The following is a 21,677-nucleotide window of genomic DNA, read 5'->3' as shown; positions in this document are numbered from 1 at the left end:
GGCACGCAGGTGCGCCCACCCATCGCCAAGTTCAACGCCCGCGATGGTGAAGCCGTGCCGCCCGCCGCTCAGGGCGCGGCAAATCCCAGGCGCCGCAGCACGCGCTGCGCGGGCTCGGCCATCAGGGTCTGGGCAAAGTCCAGCGCGGCCTGGGGCGCACCGCGACGCACCGTAAGCCCATAAGCCGCAGCCACCTGCAGCTCTGGCGGCACCTGCACCACCTGCAGCGCCGGCACTTCGCGCTGGGCAGAAACGGCGTTGGTGCAGTAGGTCAGAAACACGTCCGCCCGCCCCTCGGCCATGACCCAGGCATAGGTGCCGCGACCGGGTGGCGCCTTGGGCGAGGTGGGCCCGCCGGTCAGTTGCAGCGCCTTGGCCTCCAGCCGCGCAAAGGCGCCGGGGCGTACCTGCTCCGCCCGGCGAAACAGCTCCCAGGCATAGTCGCCCGACGGGTCCGCCTGGGGTGTGGAAGTGCCCAGCCGCATGTCGGCGCGCAGCAGCGTGTCCAGCAGGTTGGCCGTGGTCACCGGCACGCCGGGCGCAGCCAGTGCACACAGGGCATTGCGGGTGAACACCTGCGGCGCGCCCCAATCGCCCGCGCGCGCCAGGCGCTGCGGGTGCTCGGTATCGGCCGAGGCAAATACCATGGCCGGCTCGCCGGACTCGATGCGCTCGCGCAGCAGGCCGGACGCTCCGAAGGTCAATGCCACCTTCTGGCCCGTGCGCACCTCGTGCTCACGCGCAATCTCGGTGAAGGCCTCGCGCAGGCTGCCGGCGGCATAGACGGTCACGTTCGTGGCCGCGCCCATGCCCGCGGACGGCGTGCTTGCACCCATTGCCGTGCCGCCAGGCTGGGCACAACCGCTCAACACGGCAGCCATTGCGGCCACGCCGGCCACGCAGAGCAAGGAACGGCGGTCCATGGCATGGCCTTACGGGTTGGCGTTGGGGAAGAACAGCTGCTCGCCGTTGATCTTGTAGCCGGCGATGGCGCTCTGGCCCGCGGGCGAGACCACCCAGTCCACGAACTTCTGCGCCTCGGCCTGCTTCACATGCGGGTGCTTGGCGGGGTTCACCACCATCACGCCATACTGGTTGAACAGGCGCTTGTCGCCTTCCACCAGCACCGCGAGGTTGTCGCGGTTCTTGAAGTTGAGCCAGGTGCCGCGGTCCGTCAGCGCGTACGCACCGCTGGAGGCCGCGATGTTCAGCGCCGGGCCCATGCCGCACCCGCATTCCTTGTAGCCGCTGCCCTTCACGCCCTCGGTGGCGATCTTCCAGTAGCGCAGCTCGGCTGCATGGGTGCCGCTCTTGTCACCGCGCGAGATGAACTCCGCGTTGGCCGCGGCGATCTTCTTGAGTGCGGCGGCGATGTCGTTGCCCTTGGTGCCGGCAGCATCCGCCTTGCCACCCACGAGGATGAAGTCGTTGTACATGACCGGGTAGCGCTTCACGCCCCAGCCGTCGGCCACGAACTTCTCCTCGGCCACCTGGTCGTGCACGAACAGCACGTCGGCGTCGCCGCGGCGCGCCATGTCCAGCGCCTGGCCGGTGCCCACCGCCACCACCTTCACGTCGATACCGGTGGCCTGCTTGAAGGCCGGCAGCAGGTGGGTGAACAGGCCCGACTGCTCGGTCGAGGTGGTCGACGCCATCGTGATGGCCTGTGCCGCAGCGCTGCCATAAGCTACCAAAGCAATAGCTGCTACCGCAGTCTGGGTAAGCGCCAGGGGCCAAAAACGCTTGTAACTCTTCATGCCATTTCTCCTTTGACGAACAGACGGGCGGCCTCGGGCAGGGGGCCGTTGAAAAAATCGTGCACGGGCAGGTCCGCCAGCACGCGCCCGTGCTCCAGGTAGAGCACACGGCTGGCCAGGCGCTTGACCTGTCCCAGGTTGTGGCTGCTGAACAGCATGGTCACCGGCTGATCGGGGCCAGCGCTGCCGTGGCTGGCGGCGAAGTCGGCCATCAGCGATTCGATCTCGCGCTTGGCATGCGGGTCCAGGCTGGCGGTGGGCTCGTCCAGCAGCAGCACGTCGGGCCGCAGGGCCCAGGCGCGCGCAAATGCCAGCCGCTGCTGCTGCCCGCCGGACAAGGTGCGCGCGTTCTGCCGCGCGATGTCCTGCAGCCCCACGCGGTGCAGCGCCACGGCGGCCTGGGCGCAGGCCTCCTGCCAGCGCACCCGGCGCAGCCACAATCCCAGCGCCACGTTGTTCAGCGCGCTGGTGCGCAACACGAAAGGCCGCTGGAACACCATGGCCACGCGCGGCGCGCCGTCGCGACGCAGCTGTCCCGCGCTGGGCCGCACCAGGCCGTGCAATGCGCGCAGCAGCGTGCTCTTGCCACTGCCGTTGGCACCCACCAGAGCCACGCGCTCGCCGGGCATCACACGCAGATTAATGCCGGCCAGCGCCTGCACCGCGCCGTAGCGCACGGACAGCTCGCGCAGTGCAAACAACGGCGGCTCGATGGTGCAAACGTCGCCCGTGCTCTCCCCCCCGGGGAAGACGGGTGACGGCAGCGCGCTCATGCCCCCACCCCGGCCAGGCCGCCCACGGCGGCACCATCCACGCGTTCACGCCAGCGACGCAGCAGCGCAATGCCCACGTTGAGCAACAACACGACGCCCAGCAGCACGAGGCCCAGCGCCAGCGCCAGCGGCAGGTCGCCCTTGCTGGTCTCCAGCGCGATGGCGGTGGTCATGACGCGCGTGAAGCCGTCGATGTTGCCGCCCACGATCATCACCGCGCCCACCTCCGAGATGGCGCGGCCGAATGCGGCGATCAGCACCGTGAGCAGCGCATAGCGCTCGTCCCAGGCCACCAACAGGGCACGCAACAGGGTGCCGGCGCCCAGCGAGCGCAACTGCTCTCCATGCAGGCGGTCCACGTCCTCGACCACCTGGCGCGTAAGCGCGGTGACCACGGGCAACACCAGCAGCGCCTGCGCCAGCACCATCGCCTTGAAAGAAAACAGCCAGCCCAGGCTGCCCAGCGGGCCGGTGCGCGACAGCAGCAGGTACACGCCCAGGCCCACCACCACCGAGGGCACGGCCAGCAGGGTATTGAGCACCGCGAGCACCGCGTCGCGCCCGGCAAAGCGCGCCACGCCCAGCCATGCCCCCAGCACCACGCCCGCGCCGCAGGCGAGCAGGCAGGCCGTGGCACTCACGGCGAGCGAACGCACGACGATGGTCCACAAGGCGGCATCGGCGGAGGTGATGAGGTGCAGCGCCGTGGCGACGCTCTGGGTCATTGTGGACATGGGTTGGGCTATCGTATGCAGCAATCCAATACCCGGCGATATGAAAACTTGTGCATAGGATCCAACTCCACTACACGCTCGACCGCGACGCGGACGACGCGCTGATCCGCAATCCCCTGCTCGACATGCTGCAGGCCGTGGCGCAGCAGGGCTCCATCTCGGGCGCGGCACGTGCGCTGGACCTGTCGTACCGCCACGTGTGGGGCGCACTCAAGCGCTGGGAAGAACAACTGGGCAGCGAGCTCATCATCTGGGGCAAGGGCCAGTCCGCCCAGCTCAGCGAATTCGGCACCAAGCTGCTGTGGGCCGAGCGCCAGGCACAGGCGCGGCTGGCGCCGCAGATCGAGGCGCTGCGCGCCGATCTGGAGCGCGCGTTTGCCGTGGCGTTCGACGAGCATGCCCATGTGCTTACGCTGTATGCCAGCCACGACGATGCGCTGTCCGTGCTGCGTGCGTTCGCCACCGCGCCCGCCCACGCGGGCCAGGGCGGCGCGCTGCATCTGGACATCCGCTTCACCGGCAGCGTGGACGCGATCCGCGCACTCAACGAAGGGCGGTGCACCATCGCCGGCTTTCACACGCTGGAAGAGCCGGGCATGGATACCCTGGCCGCGCAGACCTACCGCCCCCTGCTGCAGCCGGGGTTGCACAAGGTGATCGGCTTCGCGCGCCGCGCGCAGGGCCTGATCGTGGCGCGCGGCAACCCGCTGGGCCTGACCTCGCTGGCGGACGTGGCGCGCACGGGCGCGCGCTTCGTCAACCGCCCGCTGGGCACGGGCACGCGGGTGCTGCTGACCGACCTGCTCGCGCAGGCGGGCCTGGAACCCGCAGAGATCGAGGGCTACGACCGCGATGAGCCCTCGCACGCCGCGCTGGCGCAGGCCATCGCCGCCGGCAGTGCCGACGTGGGCATGGGCATCGAGCTGGCGGCGCGTGCGCGCGGGCTGGACTTCGTGCCGCTGGTGTACGAGCGCTACCACCTGGCCTGCCTGAAGTCCTCACTGGAGCAGCCGGCCACGCGCGCGCTGCGCGAACTGCTGCAGACCCCTGCCTGGCAACGGCGCATGGCTGCCATGCCCGGCTATGCGCCCATGCACTGCGGCGAAGTGCTGGCCATGAGCCGCGTGCTGCCGTGGTGGAACTTCACGCGCCGCAGGGCCGCGGCGCGTTGACGCCATGAGGCGGGGACCGCAGTCCCCGGCCCGGCATCACTTGTAGAGCAGTTGCGGCAGCCACAAACCGATCTGCGGCCACACATACAGCAGCACGATCGCCAGCACCTGGATGCCCATGAACGGCAGCATGCCCAGGAAGATCTGGTTGAGCGTCACATGCGGCGGCGCCACGCCCTTCAGGTAGAACGCCGACATGGCCACGGGCGGCGACAGGAAGGCCGTCTGCAGGTTCAGCGCCACCAGCAGGCCGAAGAACAGCGGGTCCACGCCGAAGTGGCTCAGCAGCGGAATGAAGATGGGCATGAAGATCACGATGATCTCCGTCCACTCCAGCGGCCAGCCCAACAGGAAGATCACCACCTGCGACAGCACCATGAACTCGATCTTGCTCAGGTTCATGGAGAGCACCCACTTCTCGATGAGCTCCTGCCCACCCAACAGCGCGAAGGCCGCGGAGAAGATGGCCGAGCCCACGAACAGCCAGCACACCATGGCCGAGGTCTTGGCCGTGAGGTACACCGACTCGCGCACCACATCCATGCTCAGGCGCTTGTAGGCCGCGGCCAGCACGAAGCCGCCGAACGCCCCCATGGCCGCCGCCTCGGTCGGCGTCGCCAGGCCGAACACGATGGAGCCCAGCACGGCCATGATCAGTGTCAGCAGCGGGAAGAACGAGCCCAGCAGCATCTTGAAGATTTCCAGCCGCGCGAAGCTCAGGAACAGATAGAAGAGCGCGGTGGCCGCACCCAGCACGCCGAACATCACCCACCACCAGGTGGGCGCGGGTTGCATGGCGGCCTGGGGCGTGGCACCTGCGGCGGGCCCGGGCGGCTCCCCCACTGCGGATTGGGCGGATGGGGCGGACTGCGCGGGCTCGGCGCCGGGGGGCTCGGCCAGCGCACCACTGTCCGCGCCCGGAGGCTCCTGCAGGCCCGTGGATTCCTGCGGCGGTTCTTGCAGGCCGCCCTCCACCGGCGGCTCCTGCAAGCCAAACTCCGACGCCACCCGGGGCGAGTTGTCGTTGAAGCCGATGGGTTGGATGCCGTACGCCTCCTCCACCGACACCGTGGTGACCGCACGCCAGCTGCTGGTGGCCAGCAGTACGAACAGCAGCCCCGGCATCACCACCAGTGCCAGTTGCCGCAGCACATAGGCCGTGGGTACCTGCGCATTGCGCTTGCCCTTGAGGGCATCCAGCAAGCGCACGGGGGCATATTGCTGCGTCTCTGCGGGCAGCGCGGCGGTCATGGCCGGCAGCACCACCTGCCGTTCCTCGGCCGACAGCGGCGGCGCCCAGGCCGGCTTGAGCTTGGCCATCAGAATCACGTACATCACATACAGGCCCGCCAGCATGATGCCGGGGAAGAAGGCGCCCGCGTACAACTGCACCACCGATACGCCCGCCGTCGCGCCATACAGGATCAGCAGCACCGACGGCGGAATCAGGATGCCCAGGCAGCCACCCGCCGTGATCGCGCCGGCCGACATGGGCGTGCTATAGCCCGCGCGCAGCATGGCCGGCAGCGCCAGCAGGCCCATCAGCGTGACCACCGCGCCCACGATGCCCGTGGCGGTGGCGAAGATGGCGCAGGTGATCAGCGTGGCCACGGCCAGCGAACCCGGCACGCGCGCCATGGCCAGGTGCAGGCTCTTGAAAAGCTTTTCGATCAGGTTGGCCCGCTCGACCAGGTAGCCCATGAACACGAACAACGGGATGGCGATGAGCACGTCGTTGGCCATGCTCTTGTAAGCCGCCTGCACCATCAGGTCCAGCGTGCGAGTGATGTCGCGGTCGTACGCCAGCCAGGTGAAGATCATGCCCATGCCCATGAGCGTGAACGCGGTGGGAAAACCCAGCATGATGGCCACCACCACCAGCGACAGCATCAGCAAGCCCAGGTGGCCGCGCGTGACGGTCTCCACGCCCAGCAGCATCCCGACGGCGCCGGCCACCACCAGCGCCATGATGGAAAAGCCGAACCACAGTTCCTTGCGCATCTTCATGGCTTGCCCCCCTGCGCGGCGGATGCGGGAGCCGGCACCTGCAGGTCGCTGTCGTTCACGTGCACCATCTCCTTGAGCTTCTCGACGTCCACCTCTTCCACGTCCTCGCCGCGCCGGGGCCACGCGCCCTGGCGCAGGCAGATCACGCAGCGCGCGATCTCCGCCAGCCCCTGCAGCAGCAGCACGGCGCCCGCCAGGGGAATCACGAACTTGAAGGGGTACAGCGGCAGCGGCGTGGCGGAGAACGTCTGCTCGCGGATGGCCAGCGATTCCTGCGCATAGGTCCAGCCGGCCCAGGTCATGGCCAGCACGCCCGGCAGGAAGAACAGGATGTAGAGCAGCAGGTCCAGCCCGGCCTGCACGCGCGGGCTGAAGAAGCCGTACAGCACGTCGCCGCGCACGTGGCCGTTCTTGGCCAGGGTGTAGGCGCCGGCCAGCATGAACATGGTGCCGTACAGCATGATCTGTGCGTCCAGCACCCAGGCATGGGGGTTGTTCAGCGCGTAGCGCGAGAAGACCTCCCAGCAGATCAGGGCCGTCAGGCCCACGACGGCCCAGGCCGCCGCCTTGCCGATGAAGGTGGACACGGCATCGATGCCGAGTAAGAGTTTTTGCATGGCTGGAAGAGAACGCTGCGGCCCCGCGGGGCAATAAACGGATACACGCTGGCCCGGGCGGCACCGCCTGCGCGTGCCCCCGGCCCTCGTCAGAATGAAAGGCAGGCCCGCCGGGCCTGCCGCGGCATCAGCTCTTGCGCTGCGCGAAATAGTGGTTCCAGGCCATCTTGAAGTCGACGTCGGTGTCGTTCTTCCAGCGGCCGCTCCTCTGCGCAAAGGTGCGCATGGAGTCCATCACCTTCTTGAACATGGCGTTCTCTTCGGCTTTCTTGGTCGTGACCTTGTCCCAGGCGGCCAACTGCGCGCGCAGGATGGCGTCCGGCGTCTTGTAGAACTTCACCCCCTGCTTGGACTGCATCTCGGCATAGTCCTTGGCGTAGCGGTCGGCGGCCTTCCAGCTCATGTCGGCGCTGGCGGCCTGCACGGCGTAGTCGATGACCGCCTTCAGCTCCGACGACAGCGCGTCGTACTTGCTCTTGTTGAACAGCACTTCGAACTGCTCGCTGGACTGGTGGAAGCTGTGCAGCATGCAGTTCTTGGCCACGTCGGGAAAGCCCAGCACGCGGTCGCTGGAGGCGTTGTTGAACTCGGCTGCATCCAGAAGGCCGCGGTCCAGCGCGGGCACGATCTCGCCGCCGGGCAGCGGGTTCACGGCCACACCCATCTCCGTGAACACGTCCACGGCCAACCCCACGGTACGGAACTTCAGGCCCTTGAGGTCTTCCACGCGTGCCACCGGCTTCTTGAACCAGCCCAGCGGCTGCGTGGGCATGGGGCCGTAGAGCTTGGAGACCACGTCCAGGTTCAGGCTCTTATAGATCTCGTCGAGCAGTTCCTTACCGCCGCCGTAGTAATGCCACGCGAGCACGCCGTTGGCATCCAGGCCAAAGGCCGGGCCCGAGCCCCACAGCGCCACGGCTTGGTTCTTGCCGTACCAGTAGGCCACCACGCCGTGGCCACCGTCCAGCGTGCCCTTGGCCACGGCATCCAGCAACTGGAAGGCCGGCACCACGGCACCCGCGGGCAACACCTCGATCTTCAGGCGGCTGCCCGCCATGTCGTTGATCTTCTTGGCCAGGTCTCCCGCGAACTCGTGAAAGATATCCTTGGCGGGCCAGGTGCTCTGGAATCGGAACACCGTGGTCTGGGCCGTGCTGATCATGGGCACGGACATGGCTCCCGCGGCAACCGCAGCACCCTTGAGTAGGTTTCGGCGGCCTGGGGTCTTGGTCTGCTCTGTCATCTACTTCACTCCTTGATTGGGATGCCTGGACAATCCAGACCCGCATCTTTGGCGGGTTGCAAACGCACGCCAAAGAGGGTTTACGCGAAGCATCGCGCACCCCACCACGGCGTTCCGCCGCTTTTTGCGCAGTGCACACCTGCGCAGCTCCAGCGCACCGCACGTGTGCAATGCCGTGCATATCTGGCGCAGGGCGCTACGAATTGCGAAGCATGGTGGTGGGGTATGGCCCTGCAATTACTGCGGCGCAGCACGCAGGACCCACTCGGCATTTAGCGGCATGCGCACCACACGCGCCCCAGCGGGGCGGATCATGCGAAGATTGAAGCAAAAACACCGTTAACCCCATAGTGGGAGAGCGCGAGAAGCTATGCTTTTGGAAGCAAAGCGCCCCTGCACACCACTTACGCGCCCCACACAGGAGACCTCTGCATGCCCCTTTCTCACACCGCCAGCGGCGACGTCCAGCACGTGCCCTTCGATGACCTGCGCGGCACGCTCGCGCGCATCTTCGAGCGGCATGGCACCAGCGCCGAAGTGGCCGCCGTGCTGGCCCACAACTGCGCCAGCGCCGAACGCGACGGCGCGCACAGCCATGGCGTGTTCCGCATCCCCGGCTACCTGTCGACATTGGCCAGCGGCTGGGTGGACGGCCGCGCCGTGCCGCGTGTGGAGGATGTGGCACCCGGTTACCTGGCGGTGGATGCCGGCAATGGCTTCGCCCAACCCGCCTACCGGGCCGCCTATTCGGCGCTGGTGGCCAAGGCGCGCGCGAACGGAGTGGCGCTGCTGGCAATCCGCAACTCGCACCACTTTGCGGCGCTGTGGCCCGACGTGGAGCCGCTGGCTGGCGACGGGCTGGTGGCGCTGGCGCTCGTCAACAGCATGGCCTGCGTGGTGCCCAGTGGCGGCACCAAGGCGCTCTTCGGCACCAACCCCATCGCCTTCGCCGCGCCCCGCGCGGGCCATGAGCCGCTGGTGTTCGACCTGGCCACCAGCGCCATCGCCCACGGCGACGTACAGATCGCCGCGCGCGAGGGCCGCCTGCTGCCCGACGGCCACGGCGTGGACCGCCACGGCCAGCCCACGAACGACCCACGCGCCATCCTGGACGGCGGCGCGCTGCTGCCTTTCGGCGGCGTGCACAGCAGCTACAAGGGCTCGGCCCTGTCGATGATGGTGGAGCTGCTCGCGGCCGCGCTCACGGGCGGCAACTTCTCGTTCGAGTTCGATTGGAGCGCCCACCCCGGCGCACAGACGCCCTGGACGGGCGAGCTGATCATCGCCATCGACCCGGCCAAGAGCGCGGGCCGCAGCTTTGCGCAGCGTTGCGAAGACCTGGTGCAGGCCATGGCGGCCGCGGGCCAGACGCGCCAGCCCGGCGAGCGCCGCTACCGCCAGCGCGCGCGGTCGCTGAAGGACGGCGTACCGCTGCCTGCCACCACCTGGGCCGAGCTGCAGCGCCTCGCCGACGGGCCGATTTAGAAAATTGAGTCAAATGGGCCTGCAGCGCCCAATCAACGCGCGCCAACAGCTATTAAAACAATAGCATGCAGGGTTTACTCCGGGAACCGCGCGTCTACTCGCCGCGCACCCGCTCGCCGCGCGCCCGTTTCTCGCGCCGCAGCGCGAACTGCAGACACCCCTGCCCCACCAGCGCCGCACCCAGCAGCACGCAGGACGAGGCCAGCGCCGGGTTGGAGCCCCAGCCCACCAGCAGGGTGAACAGCGCGCCCAGCGCCATCTGCGCAAAACCGTACAACCCGGCAGCCGCGCCGACGTGGCGCGCATCCACCGTCAGCACCTTGGACAGCGCCGCCGGGCTGGCCATGCCGGCACCCAGCACGAACAGCAGCATCAGCCCCACGGTGGCTTCCAGCGTCAGGTGGCCCAGCAGCTCCAGCGCCAGAAAGACCAGCGCGCAGGCCACACTCACCGCGTTGCCCCACACCAGCAGCCGGCCCAGCCGCATGCTCAGTGCCAGGCGCCGCGTGAGCGCATTGCCGATCGCCATGCCCACCATCACCACGCCCAGGGCAATGCCCACGTCGCGCAGCGGGTGCCCCAACTGCTCGGTGATGATGAACGGCGCCGCCGCGATGAAGGCATACACCGCCGTGGTCGCGCAACCACCGCCCACCGCATAGGCCACGAAGGTGGGCGAGCGCAAGAGCGCGGCGTAGGCGCGTGCCAGCCGACCCGGGCTCACACGGCCCGTGGGCGTACCCGTTTCGGGCACCTTGTGCCAGGAAAGCAGCAGCGTCGCCACACCGGCCAAGGCCAGTGCCACGAACACCGCCCGCCAGCCGCCCAGCGCCACCAGGCCCGAACCCACCAGCGGCGCCATGCCGGGGCCGACCATCATCATCAAGTTGAGCAGTGCCAGGGCGCGCACGGCCTCCACCGGGCCATTGGTGTCGCGCACCATGGCGCGCCCCAGCGCCAGCCCGGCGCAGCCGCCCAGCGCCTGGATGAACCGCGCAGCGATCAGGGCCGGTGCGGTCGGCGCCAGCATGGCGGCGATGCTGCCCGCCGCGTACAGCGCCAGCCCGCCCAGCAGCAGGGGACGCCGTCCCAACGCATCGGACAAGGGGCCATAGACCAGTTGCCCGAGCGCCAGCCCAACGATGTAGATGCTGATCGTGGCTTGGACCGCCGCGGGCCCCACGCCGAGCGAGCGCGCCGCGTCGGGCAACGCGGGCACGAACATGTGCATGGCCAGGGTGCCGCTCAGGGTGATGAGCACCAGCAGCCACAGCGGGGGTGCGCCGGCAGAAGGCGAAGGGGACGCGCGCATCGCGGAAGATTAGCAGCCAGGCCGTGGCGCTGGCCGCCGCCGCCGACCCTCGGCGGACGTCAGACGTCGATGGCCGCGGCCGATCCCGCCTGCTTGCGCAGTTCGAACTTCTGGATCTTGCCGGTGCTGGTCTTGGGCAGTTCGCCAAACACCACGGCACGCGGCACCTTGAAGCCGGCCAGGTGCTTCTTGCAGTGCGCCACGATGTCCTCGGGCGTGGCCTGCGCGCCCGCCTTCAGCTCCACGAAGGCGCAGGGCGTCTCACCCCACTTGGGGTCGGGCTTGGCGACCACGGCGGCGGCCAGCACGTCGGGGTGGCGGTAGAGCACGTCCTCCACTTCAATGGAGGAGATGTTCTCGCCGCCCGAGATGATGATGTCCTTGCTGCGGTCCTTGATCTTGATGTAGCCGTCGGGGTACTGCACCGCCAGGTCACCACTGTGGAACCAGCCGCCACGGAAGGCCTCCTCGGTGGCCTTGGGGTTCTTCAAGTAGCCCTTCATGGCGATGTTGCCGCGGAACATGATCTCGCCCATGGTCTCGCCGTCGTGCGGCACGGGCTCCATGGTGTCTGGGTTGAGCACCATGGCCGCGCGTTGCAGGTGGTAGCGCACGCCCTGGCGGGCATTGAGGCGCGCACGCTCGCCGATGTCCAGCGCGTCCCAGGCCGCGTGCTTGGCGCAGACGGTGGCCGGGCCATACACCTCCGTGAGGCCGTACACATGGGTCAGGTCGAACCCCATCTGCTCCATGCCCTCGATCATCGAGGCCGGCGGCGCTGCCCCGGCCACCATGGCCTTCACGCCCGCGGGAACGCCCTCCTTCATCGCCGCAGGCGCGTTGACCAGCAGGCCATGCACGATGGGCGCGCCGCAGTAGTGTGTGACGCCGTGGTTGCGGATGGCGTCGAAGATGGCCTGCGCCTCGACCCGGCGCAGGCACACATTGACGCCCGCGCGCGCCGCCACCGTCCAGGGAAAGCACCAGCCGTTGCAGTGGAACATGGGCAGCGTCCAGAGGTAGACGGCATGCTTGGGCATGTCCCACTCCAGCACGTTGCTGACGGCATTGGTGTGCGCGCCGCGGTGGTGGTAGACCACGCCCTTGGGGTTGCCCGTGGTGCCCGAGGTGTAGTTAAGTGCGATGGCGTCCCACTCGTCGCCGGGCAGTTCCCAGGCGAACTGCGCGTCACCCTGGGCCAGGAAGTCCTCGTACGTCAGCGTGCCCAGGCGCTGCGCGGCCGGGCCGTACACGGCGTCTTCCACGTCGATGCGCAGCAGCGGCGCCTGCGACTGGCGCAGCGCCAGCGCCTTGGCCATCACGGGGGCGAATTCGGGGTCCACGATCACCGCCTTGGCCTCGCCGTGGTCCAGCATGAAGGCGATGGTCTCCGGGTCCAGCCGGGTATTCAGCGCATTGAGCACCGCACCCGCCATGGGCACGCCGAAATGCGCCTCCACCATCGGCGGGGTGTTGGGCAGCATCACGGCCACGGTGTCGTTCTTGCCGATGCCCGCGCGGCGCAGGCTGCTGGCCAGGCGGCGGCAGCGCGCGTAGGTCTGCCCCCAGGTCTGGCGCAGCTCGCCATGCACGATAGCCAGGCGGTCGGGGTAAACCTCGGCCGTGCGTTCGATGAAGGACAGGGGCGACAGCGGCGCATGGTTGGCTTCGGTGCGCGGCAGATTCTGGTCGTACATGCTGGTCACGTGCGGGGCTCCTTTGTTTCTTGTTCAGGCCGGGAATGCAAGACCGTTCATTAGAGCAAAGCCAGCTGACGGCGGGCTGATGGAAAATACCCCGGTGTCCATCCCCCAGTCGTTCATCCAGGAGTTGCTTGCGCGCGTTGACGTCGTCGATGTGGTCGGCCGCTATGTGCAGCTCAAGAAGAGCGGCGCCAACTTCATGGGCCTGTGCCCCTTCCACGGGGAAAAATCGCCCTCATTCAGCGTCAGCCCGTCCAAGCAGTTCTTCCACTGCTTTGGCTGTGGCAAGAACGGCAATGCGATCGGGTTTCTCATGGACCACGCGGGCATGGGCTTTCGCGAGGCCGTGCAGGACCTGGCCCAGCAGATCGGTATGCAGGTGCCCGACGACGAGAACACCTCGCCCCAGGACCGCGAACGCGCCGCCGCCCAGCGCCAGAAGCAGGCCACGCTGACCGACGTGCTGGAGAAGGCCGGCGACGCCTGGCGACGCCACCTGCGCGAGTCGCCGCGCGCCGTCCAGTATTTCAAGAGCCGGGGCGTATCAGGCCAGGTGGCCAAGCGCTACGGCCTGGGCTACGCGCCGGAGGGCTGGCGGGGCTTGGCCAGCGTGTTCCCCGAGTACGACAGCCCGCTGCTGGAGGAAAGCGGCCTGGTGATCGTGAACGAGGAAGACGGCAAGCGCTACGACCGCTTCCGCGACCGCGTGATGTTCCCCATTCGCAACGTCAAGGGCGAGTGCATCGGCTTTGGCGGGCGCGTGCTGGGCGACGACAAGCCCAAGTACCTCAACTCCCCCGAAACCCCGGTGTTCCACAAGGGCCGCGAGCTCTACGGCCTGTACGAGGCGCGCAATGCCATCCGCGAACACGGCTACGCCCTGGTCACCGAAGGCTACATGGACGTGGTGGCGCTGGCGCAACTGGGCTTTCCCAATGCCGTGGCCACGCTGGGCACGGCATGTACGCCCGAGCATGTGCACAAGCTGTTTCGCTTCACCGACACGGTGGTGTTCAGCTTCGACGGCGACGCCGCCGGGCGGCGCGCGGCGCGCAAGGCGCTGGACGGCGCCCTGCCTTACGCCAGCGACACGCGCAGCGTGAAGTTCCTCTTCCTGCCGGCCGAGCACGACCCCGACAGCTTCGTGCGCGCCTATGGACCGGAGGCGTTCGCGCGCCATGTGGGCGACGCCGTGCCGCTGTCGCGCTTCCTGCTGGAGGCTGCGCGCGAGGGCTGCGACCTGGGAACGGCCGAGGGCCGCGCCCACATGCTGAGCAACGCGCGCCCGCTGTGGGCAGCGCTACCCGACGGCGCGCTCAAGCGCCAGTTGCTGACCGAGCTGGGTGAACTGGGCCAGTTGCCCGCGCCGGATCTGGCCCAGCTCTGGGCGCAGGACAGCCCGCGCCCCGGCTCCGCCGCGCACCCGCCCGCGCACGACGGCGCCCCCTTCGGCGACGAGCCGCCCTGGGGGCAGGAACCGCCGGGCATGGAATACGGCAGCCCCGCCGGTGGCGAGCCCGCACGCCGCTGGCGCAAGGGCGGCGAATGGAAGGGCGGGCGCTGGCGCCGCGAAGAGCAGCGCCCCCCACAGCCGCCGCTGCCGCGCCGCCCCCTCACGGGGCGCGCCGACCATGCCGCGCGCCTGCTGCTGTCGCACATGGAGTTCCTCGAAGAGCTGTCGCACGAAGATCACACGCTGCTGTGCGACCAGCCCGCGCCGCACGGCGCGCTGTTCGTCTGGCTGGAAGGGCAATTGCACGAGCACGGCCCCCAGTCCTGGGCGGTGCTGCGCGAGGCCTTGGCAGGCCATGACTGCCAGGCCCTGGCCGAGCGGGTGATGACTGGCTCCCACGCCCAGACCGAGGGTGACGAGACCGAGTTGCGCGCCGAACTGCGTGGACTGCTCAACCGCATGCTCATCGAAGCCATCAAGCTGCAGCAGAACGCCCTGATCGCCGCGGCCTCACAGGACCCGGCGGCCATCGAGCGCTACCGGCAATTGCAGGAGCGCCGCCGCGCGCTGGAAGAGGGGCTTACAAAAATGACCTCGGGGGCTTGACAAAGCCCCTTGAATTTTGCTGCGCCGGTATAATGTACGGTTTGTCGGCAAGAGCGACAGCAGCACCTCCGGACCAGGCGACCGTGACAAACGCGCACAACCGCCCTCCCCCACCGCAAGGACTGCACACCAAATGTTCGCCCAGACATCTTGCCCCTGAGGGTTTTCCCCTCAAACCGCGAAGGCCCTTGCCGTCGCCGTGCCTGCCCGCGCCGGGTTCCTTGGCGCTTGTGTTTTCTTTGTGTGTCCGTTTTTGACCTTGAGGTTGTCCATGCCCGTTCAAAAGTCCGCGAAGTCGCCCAAGTCTGCCTCTGGCACCCCCGCGAAGGCCGCTTCCAAAGCCGCAACCACTGTGAAAGCCGCCGCCAAGGCGCCCGCGAAAGCCGCCCCTGTCAAGGCCGCTGCCGCCGCGCCCAAGGCTGCGCCGAAAGTCAAGACTGTGTCCACGCCGAAAACTGCTGCCGAGCTGAAAAAAGCCGCTGATGAACTGTTGAAGAAGAAGCCCGCGCGCGCCAAGGCGGCTGCTGCCGAGCCCGAAGTCGCCGAAGAGGCGCCCAAGAAGAAGCCCGGCCGCCCCGCCAAGGCCGCCGGCACCACCGCTGCCGCCAAGGCCCCTGCCAAGCGCGGCCGCAAGCCCAAGGCCAAGGAAGAAGGCCTGGAGGACGATGCCGACCTGTCCGACATCGAGTCCGACCTCGAAGGCGAGCCCGAAGCCGAGGTGGTTGAGGCCGCCGAAGCCGCCCCGGTCGAGAAGGCCAAGCCCCTGCGCATGAAGATCAGCAAGGCCAAGGAACGCGCCTTGATGAAGGAGTTCGGCCTGGACGAGACCGTGCTGTCCGAAGAGGACATGGCCAAGCGCCGCTCGCAGCTCAAGAAGCTGATCACGCTGGGCAAGACGCGCGGCTACCTCACGCAGGTGGAAATCTCCGACCACCTGCCCGACAAGCTGGTGGACGCCGAAACCATGGAAGTCGTGGTCGCCATGCTGGGCGACATGGGCGTGGCCGTGTACGAGCAAACGCCCGACGCGGAAACCCTGTTCCAGAACAACGTGACCCCCACGGCCACCACCGTGGAGGAGGCCGAGGAAGAAGCCGAGGCCGCCCTGTCCACCGTGGACTCGGAATTCGGCCGCACCACCGACCCCGTGCGCATGTACATGCGCGAGATGGGTACGGTGGAGCTGCTCACGCGCGAAGGCGAGATCGAGATCGCCAAGCGCATCGAGGGCGGCCTGATGGACATGATGGAGGCCATCAGCGCCTCGCCCGCCACCATCGCCGAGATCCTCAACATGGGTGAGGAAATCCGCGAGGGCAAGGTCGTCATCTCCACCGTGGTGGACGGCTTCTCCAATCCCAACGAGGCCGACGACTACGTGGCCGAGGAAGACTTCGACGAGTTCGACGAGGAAGACGACGACGACGGCAAGGGCGGCTCCAAGGCGCTGACCAAGAAACTGGAAGAGCTCAAGAACGAGGCCCTGCGCCGCTTCGACACGCTGCGCGCGCTGTTCGAGAAGATGCACAAGATCTACGACAAGGACGGCTACGGCGGTCCCGCGTACATGAAGGTGCAGCACGAGATCTCGGCTGAGCTGATGACCATCCGTTTCACGGCCAAGACCATCGAGAAGCTGTGCGACATGGTGCGCGCCCAGGTGGACGACGTGCGCAAGAAAGAGCGCGAGCTGCGCCGCATCATCGTGGACAAGTGCGGTATGCCCCAGGAGACCTTCATCAAGGACTTCCCGGCCAACCTGCTGAACCTGCAGTGGGTCGAGAAGCAGGCCGCCGCCGGCAAGCCCTGGAGCGCCGTGATGCAGCGCAACATCCCGCCGATCCAGGAACTGCAGCAAAAGCTGATGGACCTGCAGGCGCGCGTGGTGGTGCCGCTGTCCGAGCTCAAGGAGATCAACAAGCGCATGAACGCGGGTGAAGCCAGCTCGCGCGACGCCAAGAAGGAGATGATCGAGGCCAACCTGCGCCTGGTGATCTCCATCGCCAAGAAGTACACCAACCGCGGCCTGCAGTTCCTCGATCTGATCCAGGAAGGCAACATCGGCCTGATGAAGGCGGTGGACAAGTTCGAATACCGCCGCGGCTACAAGTTCTCGACCTACGCCACGTGGTGGATCCGCCAGGCGATCACACGATCCATCGCGGATCAAGCTCGAACCATCCGCATCCCGGTGCACATGATCGAGACCATCAACAAGATGAACCGCATCAGCCGCCAGCACCTGCAGGAGTTCGGCTTCGAGCCCGATGCGTCCATCCTGGCCGCGAAGATGGAGATCCCCGAGGACAAGATCCGCAAGATCATGAAGATCGCCAAGGAGCCGATCTCGATGGAAACCCCCATCGGCGACGACGACGACAGCCACCTGGGCGACTTCATCGAGGACAGCAACAACACCGCACCCGTGGACGCCGCCATGCAGGCCGGCCTGCGCGACGTGGTGAAGGACATCCTCGACGGCCTGACCCCGCGCGAAGCCAAGGTGCTGCGCATGCGCTTCGGCATCGAAATGTCCACCGACCACACGCTGGAAGAAGTGGGCAAGCAGTTCGACGTGACGCGCGAGCGCATCCGCCAGATCGAGGCCAAGGCGCTGCGCAAGCTCAAGCACCCGAGCCGCTCGGACAAGCTGCGCAGCTTCATCGACTCGCTGTAAGCCACGCATCTTCCGCGCACACCTCGCGCTGCCAACGCCCCCGCCGCTCGGCCGGGGCGTTTTTTATTGCGCCTCAAGGTTTCAAGCCAAATCGGCTTTTCACGCTTATGCAGCAAGCGCCAGTAGCTATATTTTGAATAGCAAAACATGGAACGCCCGATCGGTGGACAATGGCCGTCCCGTCCTTCCTGAAAGCTCCCCGCCATGCCTCTGAACACCCCTTCGCACACCGGCCGCCTGCGCTTCGCCGTGATGGGCGCAGGCGCGGTAGGCTCCTACTTTGGCGCCCTGCTGGCGCGTGCGGGCCACGCGGTCACGCTCATCGGCCGCCCGGACCACGTGCAGGCGATCCAGGCCCACGGCCTGCGACTGCAAACCGCCACGCAGGACACCCATGTGCCACTGGAGGCCAGTACCGATGCCAGCGCCGTGCGTGGCGCCGACGTGGTGCTGCTGTGCGTGAAGTCCACCGACACCGAAGAAGCGGCACGCCAGATGCAGCCCTACCTGGCACCGGGCGCGCTGGTGCTCACGCTGCAAAACGGCGTGGACAACGACGAGCGCGCCCGCGCCGTGCTGGGCGCGGCGCACCCCGTGGCGGCCGCCGTGGTGTATGTGGCCACAGCCATGGCCGGGCCTGGGCACGTGCGTCACTTCGGGCGGGGTGAGCTGGTGATCGGCCCGTCGCCCGCCAGCGCGCGCGTGGCGCGGGAGCTGTGCGACGCGGGCATCCCCGCCGAGGTGTCGGACAACGTGCGCAGCGCCCTGTGGGCCAAGCTGGTCATCAACTGCGCCTACAACGCGCTGTCGGCCATCGTGCAGCAGCCCTACGGCTGGCTGGTGCAGCAGGATGGCGCGACTGATGTGATCGCCGACGTCGTGGCCGAATGCCTGGCCGTGGCGCAGGCGGACGGGGTACCCCTTCCCGCAGACATCCACGCGGCCGTGCGCGGCATCGCGCAGAGCATGGCGGGCCAACGGTCCTCCACCGCGCAGGACCTGGCACGGGGCCGCCCCACCGAGATCGGCCACCTGAATGGCTACGTGGTGCAGCGCGGCGCCGCGCTGGGTGTAGCCACGCCGGTCAACCGCGCGCTGCTGGTGCTGGTACGCATGGCCGAGGCCAGTGGCGTGCGTGGCCCCCAGGACCATCAAAAAACATAGCTGCCAGCGCTTGATAGGTAAGCGCTGGAGGCCAAAAACATCCTGAATCGCCACAACGCAGACGCGCCGCACCGCGGGCTGGGCGCCGCCTCGGGACCGGCCTACACTGGCTGCGCGTGCACCCTCCACCTTTTCCGCTGCCGGGCGTCCGGCGGCCCACACCCATGCACTGGCTTGAACACAAGATCCCTCCGCCGCTCGTCGCCGCCCTTGCCGGCGTGGCGATGTGGTTCACCGCGCAGGCCAGCGGCGGCGTGACGGACAGCGCGCCGCGCACCGCGGCGGCCGTCCTGCTCGCGCTGGTGGGCCTGGCGTTCGACGTGGCCGGCCTGCACGCGTTTCGGCGCGCGCGCACCACTGTCAACCCGCTGCGGCCGGGCGGTGCTTCGGCGCTGGTGGTGGGCGGCGTGTACCGCGTCACGCGCAACCCGATGTACGTGGGCCTCGCCCTCCTGCTGCTCGCATGGACGGTGTACCTGGGTGCGCCGCTGGCGCTGCTGGGCGTGGCGGCGTTCGTGGCCTACATCACGCGTTTTCAGATCGTTCCGGAAGAACGGGTGCTGGCGCAGAAGTTCGGGCCGGAGTTCGCCGCCTATAGAGCAAGGGTGCGCAGGTGGCTGTAGCGCTTATTCAGCAAGCGCTGACAGCTCCTTGAACGATAGCGAAGTCAGTCCATCTTCACGCTGGCGCTCTTCACCACCTGCCCCATGCGCGCCAGTTCGCTGCGAAAGAACGCGGCCGAGGCATCGGGCGGCGTGAGCTTGATCTCGTAGCCCTGCGCCACCAGCGCGTCGCGCGCCTCGGGCATGGCCAGCGCGGCCTTGAAGCCGTGGAACAGCCGCGCCACGTCCGCCGGGGGCACGCCGGCAGGCGCCACGGCGGCGATCCAGCCCTCCAGTTCATAGCGCGGCAGGCCCTGCTCGGCGAGGGTGGGCACGCCGGGCAGCGAGGGGACGCGGGCGGCCGTGGTCACGCCCAGCGCGCGCAGGCTGCCGGACTTGATGTGCGCGGCCGCCGGCGCCACGGCCACCACGCCCAGTTGCACTTGCCCGCCCAGGATGTCATTCATCAGCGGGCCCATGCCGCGGTAGGGGATGTGCTTGATGTCCAGCTGCGCCTGGTCCACGAACATGGCCGCGCCCAGGTGCAGGATGGTGCCGTTGCCCGACGAGCCGTAGTTGAGCACCCCGGGCTTGGCCTTGGCGAGCGCGATGAGTTCGCGCGCGTTCCGGGCCTGCACCGAGGGATGGGCGACGAGCACGAAGGGCGTGGCGCCGATCACGGTGATGGGCGTGATGTCCTCGATGGCATCGAAAGGCGCCGATGGGTACACATGCGGGTTCACCACGTGGTTGTTGGACACCACGCCGATCACCGAGCCGTCCTTGGGCGCGCGCACGAGCTGCGTGGTGCCCGTGATGCCGCCCGCGCCGGGCAGGTTCTCGATCACCACCGGCTGGCCCAGCGCCTTGGACAGGCTGGCCTGAATGGCGCGGATGGCACCGTCCGCGCCCGAGCCGGCCGACAGCGGCAGGATCACGCGCAGCGGCCGGTCGGCCGCACCGGAGCCCTGCGCATGCGCCAGCGCGGGCGCACAGAGGGCAGCACTCCAGGCCAGCGCCTGGCGGCGCGTGAGGCGGCGGGGTGCGGGGAATGTATCGAGGGGCATGTGTGTCTCCGGTGGTTTTTATAGGGGTCTCAGCAAGCGCGGACTCAGGGATTGGCGGGCCACGCATGCACAAGGTCGTGGCCCGATTGCTCCCCCTCAGGCCACGGCTGCGGACGCGCGCAGCGCGGCCACCTGGTCGGCCGTGTAGCCCAGGCCTGCCAGCAGATCCTGCGTGTGCTGGCCGAGCCGCGGTGGGTCCAGGCGCACACCCATACGCTGGCCGTCCAGGCGCAGCGGCATGAGCGTGGTGCGCGCGGTGCCGCCCGCGCGCTCGCCGTCGGGCAGGGTGATCTCGGCCAGGCCGCCCGTGGCGTTGAGGTGCGGGTCGTCAAACAATTGCTCGGGCCGCAGGATGGGTGCGAACGGCAGGCCATGGCGCTCGAAGACCGCCGCCAGTGCATCGGCCGTGTGCGCTGCCAGGCGCTGGCGCAGCTCGGGCAACAGCGTGGGCCGCGCGCGCACGCGGTCGTTGTTGGTGGCATAGCGCGGGTCGGCCTTGAGGTCGGCATAGCCCATGGCGTCGCAGAAGGTCTGCCACTGCGCGTCGCTCACCGCGGCCAGGAAGATCTGGCCGCCGTCCTTCACGCTGAACACGTCGTACACCGCCCAGGACGAGATGCGGTCGGGCATGGGCGCGGCGGGCTGGCCGGTGACGGCGTACTGCATCATGTGCTGGCCGACCAGGAACACGTTGTTCTCGAACAGAGCCGAGTCCACCTCCTGGCCGCGCCCGGTCTGCTGGCGCTGCATGAGCGCCGCCATGGCGCCGATGGCGCCGAACATGCCGCCCATGATGTCGTTCACGCTGCTGCCGGCGCGCAGCGGGTCGCCCGGGCGGCCGGTCATGTAGGCCAGCCCCCCCATCATCTGCACCACCTCGTCCAGCGCCGTGCGGTGCTCGTAAGGGCCGGGCAGGAAACCCGTGTGGTTCACATACACCAGGCGCTCGTTCAAGCGCGACAGGGCCGCGTAGTCCAGGCCGTACTTGGCCATCACGCCGGGCTTGAAGTTCTGCGCCACCACGTCGGCCGACGAGGCCAGGCGGATGGCCACCTCCAGCCCCGCGGGACTGCGCAGATCGATGGCGATGCTCTTCTTGTTGCGGTTGAACATGGGAAAGAAGCCCGCGCCCGCGCCCAGCAGGTGGCGTGTGCGGTCGCCATCCACGGGCTCGACCTTGATGACCTCGGCGCCCAGGTCGGCCAGCACCATGCCGCAGGTGGGGCCCATGACCATGTGGGTGAACTCCACCACGCGCAGGCCCTCCAGGGGCAGCCGGGGAGAAGAGGAAGCGTTGGAATTCAT

Annotated in this window: 17 protein-coding genes; 6 read left to right on the top strand and 11 right to left on the bottom strand. The window is 68.3% G+C overall.

Annotated features, from left to right (window positions below; all coding sequences use genetic code 11):
* Positions 1-68: 68 nt before the first annotated feature.
* The 4 genes from AC1PPL_RS05165 to AC1PPL_RS05150 are packed head-to-tail and all read right to left on the bottom strand — an operon-like array spanning position 69 to position 3,264.
* Positions 69-923 (bottom strand): molybdate ABC transporter substrate-binding protein, encoded by an 855-nt coding sequence (locus tag AC1PPL_RS05165; RefSeq protein WP_312790786.1) that lies wholly within the window; start codon positions 921-923, stop codon positions 69-71.
* 9 nt (positions 924-932) lie between these two features.
* The gene (locus AC1PPL_RS05160; protein ID WP_088886327.1) at positions 933-1,757 is read right to left on the bottom strand and encodes an ABC transporter substrate-binding protein; all 825 of its coding nucleotides are present in this window, start codon (positions 1,755-1,757) and stop codon (positions 933-935) included.
* Positions 1,754-2,530, bottom strand: a complete 777-nt coding sequence (locus tag AC1PPL_RS05155) for an ABC transporter ATP-binding protein (RefSeq protein ID WP_088886326.1) — start codon at positions 2,528-2,530, stop codon at positions 1,754-1,756. The genes AC1PPL_RS05160 and AC1PPL_RS05155 overlap by 4 nt, the downstream gene beginning before the upstream one ends.
* Complete coding sequence (locus tag AC1PPL_RS05150) at positions 2,527-3,264, bottom strand: ABC transporter permease (protein ID WP_011806253.1); 738 nt, start codon at positions 3,262-3,264, stop codon at positions 2,527-2,529. Before AC1PPL_RS05150 ends, AC1PPL_RS05155 begins: the two co-directional genes overlap by 4 nt.
* 50 nt (positions 3,265-3,314) lie before the next feature.
* On the opposite strand from AC1PPL_RS05150, the gene AC1PPL_RS05145 reads away from it, so the two are divergent.
* Entirely contained in the window at positions 3,315-4,436 is a 1,122-nt protein-coding gene (locus AC1PPL_RS05145) for a substrate-binding domain-containing protein (RefSeq protein WP_011806254.1), read from the top strand.
* Positions 4,437-4,472: 36 nt separating this feature from the next.
* On the opposite strand, the gene AC1PPL_RS05140 is transcribed toward AC1PPL_RS05145, so the two are convergent.
* From AC1PPL_RS05140 to AC1PPL_RS05130, 3 genes are all read right to left on the bottom strand, one after another.
* Entirely contained in the window at positions 4,473-6,443 is a 1,971-nt protein-coding gene (locus AC1PPL_RS05140; protein ID WP_479972827.1) for a TRAP transporter large permease, read from the bottom strand.
* The gene (locus tag AC1PPL_RS05135) at positions 6,440-7,060 is read right to left on the bottom strand and encodes a TRAP transporter small permease subunit (RefSeq protein WP_011806256.1); all 621 of its coding nucleotides are present in this window, start codon (positions 7,058-7,060) and stop codon (positions 6,440-6,442) included. Before AC1PPL_RS05135 ends, AC1PPL_RS05140 begins: the two co-directional genes overlap by 4 nt.
* A gap of 127 nt (positions 7,061-7,187) precedes the next feature.
* On the bottom strand, positions 7,188-8,303 hold the full coding sequence (locus tag AC1PPL_RS05130) for a TRAP transporter substrate-binding protein (RefSeq protein ID WP_123675969.1): 1,116 nt from the start codon (positions 8,301-8,303) through the stop codon (positions 7,188-7,190).
* 432 nt (positions 8,304-8,735) lie between these two features.
* Here AC1PPL_RS05130 and AC1PPL_RS05125 point away from each other — a divergent pair, with 432 nt between their 5' ends.
* On the top strand, positions 8,736-9,788 hold the full coding sequence (locus AC1PPL_RS05125; RefSeq protein WP_479972826.1) for an Ldh family oxidoreductase: 1,053 nt from the start codon (positions 8,736-8,738) through the stop codon (positions 9,786-9,788).
* Positions 9,789-9,882: 94 nt separating this feature from the next.
* Here the strand turns inward: AC1PPL_RS05125 and AC1PPL_RS05120 are convergent, their stop codons facing one another.
* Together AC1PPL_RS05120 and AC1PPL_RS05115 are read right to left on the bottom strand one after the other, a co-directional pair.
* Positions 9,883-11,100, bottom strand: a complete 1,218-nt coding sequence (locus AC1PPL_RS05120) for a multidrug effflux MFS transporter (protein ID WP_479972825.1) — start codon at positions 11,098-11,100, stop codon at positions 9,883-9,885.
* Positions 11,101-11,159: 59 nt separating this feature from the next.
* Positions 11,160-12,806, bottom strand: coding sequence for an acyl-CoA synthetase (locus AC1PPL_RS05115; RefSeq protein ID WP_287806623.1), 1,647 nt, complete (start codon positions 12,804-12,806; stop codon positions 11,160-11,162).
* A 79-nt stretch (positions 12,807-12,885) separates the two neighbouring features.
* Between AC1PPL_RS05115 and dnaG the strand changes: the two genes are divergently transcribed.
* The 4 genes from dnaG (at position 12,886) to AC1PPL_RS05095 (ending at position 19,326) form a co-directional block, all read left to right on the top strand.
* Positions 12,886-14,862 carry a DNA primase gene (gene dnaG, locus AC1PPL_RS05110; RefSeq protein ID WP_479972824.1) on the top strand — a complete coding sequence of 659 codons (1,977 nt, stop codon included), beginning with the start codon at positions 12,886-12,888 and terminating at the stop codon, positions 14,860-14,862.
* A 271-nt stretch (positions 14,863-15,133) separates the two neighbouring features.
* On the top strand, positions 15,134-17,539 hold the full coding sequence (gene rpoD / locus AC1PPL_RS05105; protein WP_088886321.1) for an RNA polymerase sigma factor RpoD: 2,406 nt from the start codon (positions 15,134-15,136) through the stop codon (positions 17,537-17,539).
* Between the two features lie 204 nt (positions 17,540-17,743).
* Positions 17,744-18,703, top strand: coding sequence for a ketopantoate reductase family protein (locus AC1PPL_RS05100; protein WP_479972823.1), 960 nt, complete (start codon positions 17,744-17,746; stop codon positions 18,701-18,703).
* A 164-nt stretch (positions 18,704-18,867) separates the two neighbouring features.
* The gene (locus AC1PPL_RS05095) at positions 18,868-19,326 is read left to right on the top strand and encodes a methyltransferase family protein (RefSeq protein ID WP_479972822.1); all 459 of its coding nucleotides are present in this window, start codon (positions 18,868-18,870) and stop codon (positions 19,324-19,326) included.
* A gap of 44 nt (positions 19,327-19,370) precedes the next feature.
* On the opposite strand, the gene AC1PPL_RS05090 is transcribed toward AC1PPL_RS05095, so the two are convergent.
* Positions 19,371-20,372 (bottom strand): Bug family tripartite tricarboxylate transporter substrate binding protein, encoded by a 1,002-nt coding sequence (locus AC1PPL_RS05090; protein ID WP_479972821.1) that lies wholly within the window; start codon positions 20,370-20,372, stop codon positions 19,371-19,373.
* Positions 20,373-20,468: 96 nt separating this feature from the next.
* On the bottom strand, positions 20,469-21,677 hold the full coding sequence (locus AC1PPL_RS05085) for a CaiB/BaiF CoA transferase family protein (protein ID WP_287927450.1): 1,209 nt from the start codon (positions 21,675-21,677) through the stop codon (positions 20,469-20,471).

This window comes from Diaphorobacter sp. B2A2W2, from assembly GCF_056730635.1.
The sequence above is the reverse complement of the archived record's forward strand: the minus strand, read 5'-3'. Positions and strand labels throughout refer to the sequence as shown.